This window comes from Vibrio sp. 1402 (assembly GCF_033340275.1).
This window is the reverse complement of sequence record NZ_JAWOWE010000031.1, coordinates 1-7,908: the sequence shown is the minus strand read 5'-3', so window position 1 is coordinate 7,908 and position 7,908 is coordinate 1. Positions and strand designations below refer to the sequence as shown.

Below are 7,908 nucleotides of genomic sequence, written 5' to 3'. Positions count from 1 at the left end.
CCAAGGGGAATGTCAACATGGCAAAAGCAGCGGAACGGCTCGCCAAGCTGGAAGAGCAACGGGCACGGATCAACGCCAAGATCCAGCGGGTCAGGGCACGGGAGCAGCAGCAAAAGCGCAAGGAGGACACCCGGCGCAAGGTGCTGGTAGGCGCGTGGATACTCGGCAAAGTCGAAAGCGGCGAGTGGCCAGAACAGCGCTTGCTCGATGGGCTGGACAGCTACCTAGAGCGCGACCATGACCGGGCGCTGTTCGGACTGCCACCCAAGCAGGAATAGCAGCCACAGGAGCATGGCCAGCCGGAGCCGCAAGAGGGGCAAGGGTGAGCTTCTACCGGCTGACACCTGCCGAGATCGAAGCCCTGCAGCAAGAGATGCGAGAGGCGGGCGCGACCATCAAGGCGGAGATAGCCAAGCGCAAGGTGGCCAGCATGGCCCCTGCGGGGCTTCACACGCGCCCCCGCCCTGCGGGCAGGGGTAAAGGCCGCTAAAGCGGCTAAAGGCGTCTGCGGCTTCCTGTGGCGTCTGTGCATGGGGTTTGGGTTTGCGGGCCTTGGCCCGCCTTTTCCCTACCGCGGAGCGGTGGGGGCGGTGTGTAGCCTAGCGCAGCGGATAGATCAGTTATCCGGCCTCTGGCCGGGCATTTTGGGCAAGGGCAAACAGCGCCCCACTAGGGCGCTGTTAACCGCGCCTAGTGGATTATTCTTAGATAATCATGGATGGATTTTTTCAGCACCCCGCCAGCCCCCGCCCCTGCTGGGTTTGCAGGTTTGGGGGCGTGACAGTTAACGGGGGGGTTCGTGACAGTTAACGGGGGGGGGCGTGACAGTTAACGGGGGGGGCGTGACAGTTAACGGGGGGGGCGTGACAGTTATTGCAGGGGTCAGCCTGCCGCCTTGGGCCGTGCGATGTCGTACTTACCCGCCGCATACTCGTTCACCGTCCAGCCCAGCGCGATCAGCTCCGGCAGCGCCTCGCGCACCCGCTGGCGTCTCTTGCGCATGGCGGCCCCACTGGCCTCTGACGGCCAGACGTAGCCGCACAGGGTATCTATGGCCGCCTTGCCGGTCTTGCCGGGGTCGATCCAGCCACACAGCCGCTGGTGCAGCAGGCGGGCGGTTTCGCTGTCCAGCGCCCGCACCTCGTCCATGCTGATGCGCACATGCTGGCCGCCACCCATGACGGCCTGCGCGATCAAGGGGTTCAGGGCCACATACAGGCGCCCGTCTGCCTCGTCGCTGGCGTACTCGGCAAGCAGCCGGAAGCCCTGCCGCTTGCGGCCATTCTGGGCGATGATGGACACCTTCCAAAGCCGTTCAATGCAGTCCCTGATGGGCTTTGAGTCCTCGATATTGGCATAGCCTATTTCACGAGCCAGCGCCCGATAGCTACCCTTGACCACCATGGCGTCAGCGGTAACGGCTTCCCATTTGGGTTCCAGGAACAGCCGGAGCTGCTGCCCGCCGGGGGTCTCCGGTTCTGGCTCTAGCACCAGACCACTAGGCCCGGCCATGGCCACCAGCCCCTGCAGGATGCGCAAATCATCAGCGCCCAGCGGCTCCGGGCCGCTGAACTCGATCCGCTTGCCGTCGCCGTAGTCATACGTCACGTCCAGCTTGCCGCGCTTGCGCTCGCCCCGCTTGAGGGCACGGAACAGGCCGGGGGCCAGACAGTGCGCCGGGTCGTGCCGGACGTGGCTGAGGCTGTGTTTGTTCTTAGGCTTTGCCACGAGGCACCCCCTTGCTCTTGTGCTGCTTTTCCAGCACGGCGGGCTTGAGTACCCCGCCGTCATGCCGCCTGAACCAGCGGTCTTTGAACGGTGCCCCATAGTTGGCCTTGCTGACTCCAAAGCGGACGAAATAGGGCCGCTGCGTGTCGTCTACGCCCCATTCCTCGGCCTCACCGGTGGTCATGCCGGACAGGTACGATTGCCAGCGGATGTTATCCACCAGCACGGACGATCCCCGGCTGGCCTGCTGCTGGTCGCCTGCGCCCATCATGGCCGCGCCCTTGCTGGCATGGTGCAGGAACACGATAGAGCACCCGGTATCGGCGGCGATGGCCTCCATGCGGCCAATCACTTGCGCCATGGGGCCGCTGGCGTTCTCTTCCTCGATGTGGAACCGGCGCAAGGTATCCAGCACCATCAAGCGGCGTCCCTCAGCGGCTCGCTTGAGGCCGTCGAACCACTCCGGGGCCATGATGTTGGGTAGGCTGCCGATCAGCGGCTGGATTAGCAGACCGTCAGCCACGGCTTGCCGTTGCTCGTCGGTCAGGCGTTCCCCCAATGCGTGCAGGCGGTGATGTATGGCGGTGGGCGGGTCTTCGGCGGGCAGGTAGATCACCGGGCCGGTGCGCAACTCGCCCACGTCCAGCAGGTCGGGGCCGCCTGCGATCTGTGCGGCCAGTTGCAGGGCCAGCATGGACTTGCCGGCCCCACCGGGGGACACCAGCGCCCCCACGGTGCCGGCCACCATGTTGGGCAGTACGTAGTCAATCGGTGGCGGTAGCTCTGTGAAGCTCGCCAGAATGTCGATAGGCTTATGGGTAGCCATTGATTTGCCTCCTGTGTAGGCGGTTGGTGGTTAGGCGCTGGCGGGGTCACTACCCCCGCCCTGCGCCGCCCTGAGTTCTTCCAGATACAGCCGCAGCGCCTCGGCCTCTGCGTCTGTGGCCCATATCTTCCGGGCCTTGCGGCCCATGGCTCGCTGCTGTTCGGCAAAGCGGGCCTGTCGTATAGCGTTGGGGGTGGCCAGCAGGTTGCCGGTACGCTTGTCGTGTTGGTCTTTCATATTTCCTCCGCATTAGAGCTAACACCATAACAGGCATTAGCTCTAATGCAAGTGTTTTATCCTAATGTCGGCCCTCGGTACTGCTGTTTCTCGGCCTGCTTCGCCAGCTCGGCGCGGGCCTCCTGCACCTGCGGCAGCTCCATCACCTTCTGCACCGTACGCTTGATGTAATCGGCCTCATGGCCCGTCTTGCGCTCCATGATGGCGGGGCTGGCCTCGGCCATGGCCTTGCCGATCTCGTCCGGCTCCCGGCCCTTGCTGGCCAGCTTCATGGCCGCGATAAAGTCGCACTTGCTGAGGTCGTCACCGTACCGCTTGACCAGCCCGGCCATTTCGCTGCGGTAACACCTGAGTTAAGCCGCGCCGCGAAGCGGCGTCGGCTTGGACGAATTGTTAGGCCGCATATCGCGACCTGAAAGCGGCACGCAAGACCTCAACCTTTTCCGCCCCGAGTGAGGTGCATGCGAGCCTGTAGGACTCTATGTGCTTTGTAGGCCAGTCCACTGGTGGTACTTCATCGGCATAGTAAAAGTAATCCCAGATGATCGCCTCCCAGCTGTTACAACGGACTGGCCGCCCGGCGATGACGCCCTCAGCCGCCTCTGGGCACGAGCCCTGCGGAGCCTCCGCGATTTCATACGCTTCGTCTGCCCACCAAGCAGGTTCGCAGTCAAGTAACTCATCCCCGATCTCCGCTAAGAATCCATAGTCCAACTCCTCCATGACGCGCCCGCCGAGCATTTCAACTATTGCCTCGAGCTCGCCGCGCCTCTCGCCGGGAAACGTCAGATCAATATCATCGTGCTTGCGTGTTACACGCCCTAGCCGTGCATCGATCGCCCAGCCCCCACCGATCCAGAGCGGCAGATTTCGCTCATCTGCCGCAGCTAGAATTTTGTGTATCAATGTGACCTGCGTTGTGTCCATGCGGCCTAACGGTTTGGGCTATGGGCAGTGGCGGTTTGCGTGAGCCTTTCCTGTCAAACCGAGAAAACGCTCGGGCGGGCTACCGACTTTGCAAATTGCACTTCAACCCGCCATTGCCTATGAGCCAGTGTTAGCGGTAGTTTTTTATTTATTCAAATAGTAATCCCACGTTATTTTTGCAATGTCTGAAATAATCTTTTCATTAATTTCCGAAGTTTCTTTGGACTCTGCAACAAATACGCTTATAAAAATTAATTGTCCATTCGGTAAAGTAATTACCCCAACATCATTAGTGGCTGCTGCAATTCCATTATTTATTCCGGAAGTCCCTGTTTTATGAGCAACAATTGTATTCTTTGGTAATTGTCCTTTTAATCGGTTACTTCCTGTTGTTGTTTCTCTCATAATTTTCCAAATAAAATCATAACTTTTTTTAGAAAGTAATTGGTTCTTATTATTATAAGTATCTATTAACAGTTTGTTCATCGCTGTTGGGGTTGCCCAATTTTGATATTGGGTATTCCAATCCTTGTGCATTTGTTCTTCGTTTGCTTTGATTGAAATATCAGTGAAATGATTAGCATTCAAGAATTTTTGAACAGAATCAGTTCCTCCGATTAATTTTAGCAAAATATCACAACCAATATTGTCGCTCTCTGATACTGTATAATTTAGTATTTGTTCAATCGTCAAAGTTGTTCCATTAGGGAATTCCTCTTTAATCGGACTCCACATTTTAGGCAAAAGGTCTTGAGGGGTAATCTCTATTTTTTGTTCAAAAGAAAGATTCCCTTTATCTATCTCAGACAAAACGGCTAAAGCAATCGGAAATTTCATAACGCTTTGCATCGGGAAATGGAAGTCGTTATTAATCTTCAAAGTATCCTTCTCATTGCTGTTGAATATTGCTACTCCTATTCTGGCATTTTTTGCCTTTAAAACATTCTCAATTTTCAAAGTTAAGTTGTCAGTTTGAGCATTTGAATACGCAATTGTAAAAAATAAACTTAACAATACTAATAATATCCTTTTTACGATTTTCATATGTCTGTACTCCTATCTGGTTAAATTACCGCTAACACCTGAATTAAGCCGCGCCGCGAAGCGGCGTCGGCTTGAATGAGTTGTTAGGCAACACCGCGCTTTCTCTCGAAGGCTTGTCGTGTTTGAACCATGTAAACCGCCGGCCCGTCAGGCGTGGTGATGATCTTCTCCCGCACGAATCCTGCCTTCTCATAGCAGCGTATGGCTCGATGGTTGTTCGGAGTCGGGTCGGTCTGAATCTTCGTCACGGTGGGGTCCGAGAACAGTAGTTCAACGAGAGCGCGGACAAGCCTTGTTCCTAGGCCTTTGTTCAACTGTGTCGGGTCAGCCAGAGACTGGTCTATTCCTCGCACTCCTGGATCAGTTTCATCTTCCCACCAGCCATCACCGCTTCCGAGCGCGACGTACGACTGAGCATAGCCGATCGGTTCCTCGCCCAGCATTGCGATGTACGGTGTTACGGACTCTTCCGCCATCGCTCTGGGCAGGTAGTGTTCCAGCACTTCATCAAGAGTCGGTCGCTCTTCGTCACCACCCCACCACTCAACGATGTGCGGCCGGTTGAGCCAATCATGGAGCATCGGCAGGTCGCGCTCGGTCATGAGGCGAAGAGTTATGGGGGGGGTGCTCGCGGCCTTGCGGCCCATGGCTCGCTGCTGTTCGGCAAAGCGGGCCTGTCGTATAGCGTTAGGGGTGGCCAGCAGGTTGCCGGTACGCTTGTCGTGTTGGTCTTTCATCTCAAACCCTCCATTAGAGCTAACAGTATACCACCAGTTAGCGCTAACGCAAGCATTACATACTTAAATCTGGCCCCCGACTGCGCTGCTTCTGGGTCTGCTTCGCCAGCTCGGCGCGGGCCTCCTGCACCTGCGGCAGCTCCATCACTTTCTGTACCGTGCGCTTGATGTAATCGGCCTCATGGCCTGCCTTGCGCTCCATGATCGCGGGGCTGGCCTCGGCCATGGCCTTGGCGATCTCGTCCGGCTCCCGGCCCTTGCTGGCCAGCTTCATAGCCGCAATGAAGTCGCACTTGCTGAGGTCGTCACCGAAGCGTTTGACCAACCCGGCCATTTCGCTGCGGTAGTCGTCCACGGCGCTGCGGCGATACCGGCGCACACTCCGCGGGGCGGTGATCTCGGCCAGTCGTGCCGTCCGTTCCTGTTGGCGCTTAATGCTGTCCAGCACCTGCCCGGCCTGCTGCATCAGCTCCGGCCCTGCGGTGGCGGTCTTGCCCTTGGATTCACGCAGCAGCACCCACGGCTGATAACCGGTGCGGGTGGTGTGCTTGTCCTTGCGGTTGGTGAAGCCCGCCAAGCGACCATAGTGGCGGCTGTCGGCGCTGGCCGGGTCGGCGTCGTACTCGCGGGCCAGCTTCCGGGCGATTACGCCCCTGTGACCTGCTGGGGCGTCCTGAGCCACTTTTACCCATGCCTGATAGTTCTTGGGGCTGGTCTCCACGATCAGCGCCGGCTCCCGGCCCTCGGCTTTCATGTCATCCAAGTCGAACTCACTGAGATCGTCCACCAGCACCAAACCATGCCGCTCCTGCTCGGCGGGCCTGATATACACGTCATTGCCCTGGGCATTCATCCGCTTGAGCCATGGCGTGTTCTGGAGCACTTCGGCGGCTGACCATTCCCGGTTCATCATCTTGCCGCTGGCGGCATCCCGTATGCCGATGTCGTACCGGTCGCAGCCCATGGCCTTGAGCTGCCGGGCGATGGCTTGCGCGGTGCGGTCACCCTTTACTTGAGCTTGAAAACCAGCCATATACCCCCCTGTTGTTCGATGATTTGCGGCTCCAGCCAAAGCCATGATGCGATCAGCAGCGCCAGAATAGGCGTCACGGAAGCGATCAAGACCCCGGCCCACAACTTCCATGTCCAGCCACGGGCGGCGCTCCGGGCGCTCTGCGCGGCGCTGCTCACCTCGGCGGCTACCTCCCGCAACTCCTTGGCCAGCTCCACCCATGCCGCCCCTGTCTGGCGTTGGGCTTTCAGCCACTCCGCTGCCTGCGCCTCGCTGGCCTGCTGAGTCTGGCTCATGACCTGCCGGGCCTCGTCGGCCAGTGTCGCCATGCTCTGGGCCAGCGGTTCGATCTGCTCCGCTAACTCGTTGATGCCTCTGGACTTCTTCACTCTGTCTATCGCGCTCATGCTCGATAACCTCCCGGTATTCTTGTAAGTCGATGATCTGGCCGTTGGCCGTGTCGATGGCTAGGGCGGTGTCGGCCCGCTCGGTGCGGATGCCCCGGCCCTCCATCTCCACCACGTTGGGGCCAAGATGGATGCCCGGCAGGCGCTCGATGCCCTGCGCCTCAAGTGTTCTATGGTCAATGCGGGCGTCGTGACCAGCCCGCTCTAATGCCCGGTTGGCATGGTCGGCCCATGCCTCGCGGGTCTGCTCAAGCCATGCCTTGGGCTTCAGGCTCTCGGACTTCTGCGCCCCGCCCCGCTCTGGCTGTTTGGCGTTGTACCGCTTGAACCACTGGTCAGCCGGGCGCTCGATACCGTCGTTCTTCCGCTCAGAGATCATCAAGTGGCAATGGGGGTTCTCACCTTTACCGGCATGAATGGCCAGCGTATACGGCAGGCGCTCGCCCTCGGTCAGATGCCGGGCGAATTCGTCCACCAGCTCCCGCTGCTGATCTAGGGTCAGTTCGACCGGCAGGGCAAACTCAACCTCTTTGAACAGCCGCCCATTGGCGCGTTCATACAGGTCGGCAGCATCCCAGTAGTCGGCGGGGCGCTCGGCCCACTCGGGCAGGTGGCCGGACTGAGTGTGCAGCACCTCGTCACGGTCGCGGGAGTAACGGCCCTCCCGCTGGATGTAATCGGCTTTCGCCTTGGCCGACTGGCCGCCGTTCCGGCTGCCGGTCTTGGCCGTAAGGTGATAGATGGCCATAGGGGTTTAGCTCCATGCAATGGCCCTCGGAGAGCGCACAGCCCCAAAGGGGTGCCCGCAGGGCAGTTTCTCGAAGAGAAACCGGTAAGTGCGCCCTCCCGTTAGAATGACGGTCGGGGTTTGCGGTGTCTGTGCTCCGATGATAGCATGATGGCAAGCACATAACCAAGGGGAATGTCAACATGGCAAAAGCAGCGGAACGGCTCGCCAAGCTGGAAGAGCAACGGGCACGGATCAACGCC

Annotated in this window: 10 protein-coding genes and 1 pseudogene; 1 reads left to right on the top strand and 10 read right to left on the bottom strand. The window is 59.0% G+C overall.

Features of this window, described 5'->3' with window-relative positions; translation table 11 throughout:
* Window positions 1–17 precede the first annotated feature (17 nt).
* Window positions 18–278, top strand: a complete 261-nt coding sequence (locus tag R7044_RS23685) for a mobilization protein (protein WP_169573164.1) — start codon at window positions 18–20, stop codon at window positions 276–278.
* A 604-nt stretch (window positions 279–882) separates the two neighbouring features.
* Here the strand turns inward: R7044_RS23685 and repC are convergent.
* The 10 genes and pseudogenes from repC to R7044_RS23635 all read right to left on the bottom strand — a co-directional run.
* The gene (gene repC, locus R7044_RS23680) at window positions 883–1,728 is read right to left on the bottom strand and encodes a replication protein C, IncQ-type (RefSeq protein WP_112928757.1); all 846 of its coding nucleotides are present in this window, start codon (window positions 1,726–1,728) and stop codon (window positions 883–885) included.
* Window positions 1,715–2,554: a helicase RepA family protein gene (locus R7044_RS23675; RefSeq protein ID WP_169573183.1), complete on the bottom strand. Its 840-nt coding sequence runs from the start codon at window positions 2,552–2,554 to the stop codon at window positions 1,715–1,717. The genes repC and R7044_RS23675 overlap by 14 nt, the downstream gene beginning before the upstream one ends.
* Window positions 2,555–2,584: 30 nt before the next feature.
* Window positions 2,585–2,791 carry a plasmid repression protein F gene (gene urfF / locus R7044_RS23670; RefSeq protein WP_112928753.1) on the bottom strand — a complete coding sequence of 69 codons (207 nt, stop codon included), beginning with the start codon at window positions 2,789–2,791 and terminating at the stop codon, window positions 2,585–2,587.
* Between the two features lie 56 nt (window positions 2,792–2,847).
* Window positions 2,848–3,123 (bottom strand): hypothetical protein, encoded by a 276-nt coding sequence (locus R7044_RS23665; protein ID WP_223847821.1) that lies wholly within the window; start codon window positions 3,121–3,123, stop codon window positions 2,848–2,850.
* Between the two features lie 61 nt (window positions 3,124–3,184).
* On the bottom strand, window positions 3,185–3,718 hold the full coding sequence (aadB, locus tag R7044_RS23660; protein ID WP_000381802.1) for an aminoglycoside nucleotidyltransferase ANT(2'')-Ia: 534 nt from the start codon (window positions 3,716–3,718) through the stop codon (window positions 3,185–3,187).
* A 144-nt stretch (window positions 3,719–3,862) separates the two neighbouring features.
* Window positions 3,863–4,762, bottom strand: coding sequence for an extended-spectrum class A beta-lactamase VEB-18 (locus tag R7044_RS23655; protein WP_065825678.1), 900 nt, complete (start codon window positions 4,760–4,762; stop codon window positions 3,863–3,865).
* An 83-nt stretch (window positions 4,763–4,845) separates the two neighbouring features.
* Window positions 4,846–5,409, bottom strand: coding sequence for an AacA4 family aminoglycoside N(6')-acetyltransferase (locus R7044_RS23650; RefSeq protein WP_112928758.1), 564 nt, complete (start codon window positions 5,407–5,409; stop codon window positions 4,846–4,848).
* A 145-nt stretch (window positions 5,410–5,554) separates the two neighbouring features.
* On the bottom strand, window positions 5,555–6,532 hold the full coding sequence (locus tag R7044_RS23645) for a DNA-primase RepB domain-containing protein (protein ID WP_011117301.1): 978 nt from the start codon (window positions 6,530–6,532) through the stop codon (window positions 5,555–5,557).
* Entirely contained in the window at window positions 6,508–6,918 is a 411-nt protein-coding gene (locus tag R7044_RS23640; protein WP_011117300.1) for an IncQ-type mobilization protein MobB, read from the bottom strand. Before R7044_RS23640 ends, R7044_RS23645 begins: the two co-directional genes overlap by 25 nt.
* Window positions 6,919–7,024: 106 nt before the next feature.
* Window positions 7,025–7,666: pseudogene (locus R7044_RS23635) on the bottom strand (MobA/MobL family protein); the annotation flags it as partial.
* Window positions 7,667–7,908: the final 242 nt, after the last annotated feature.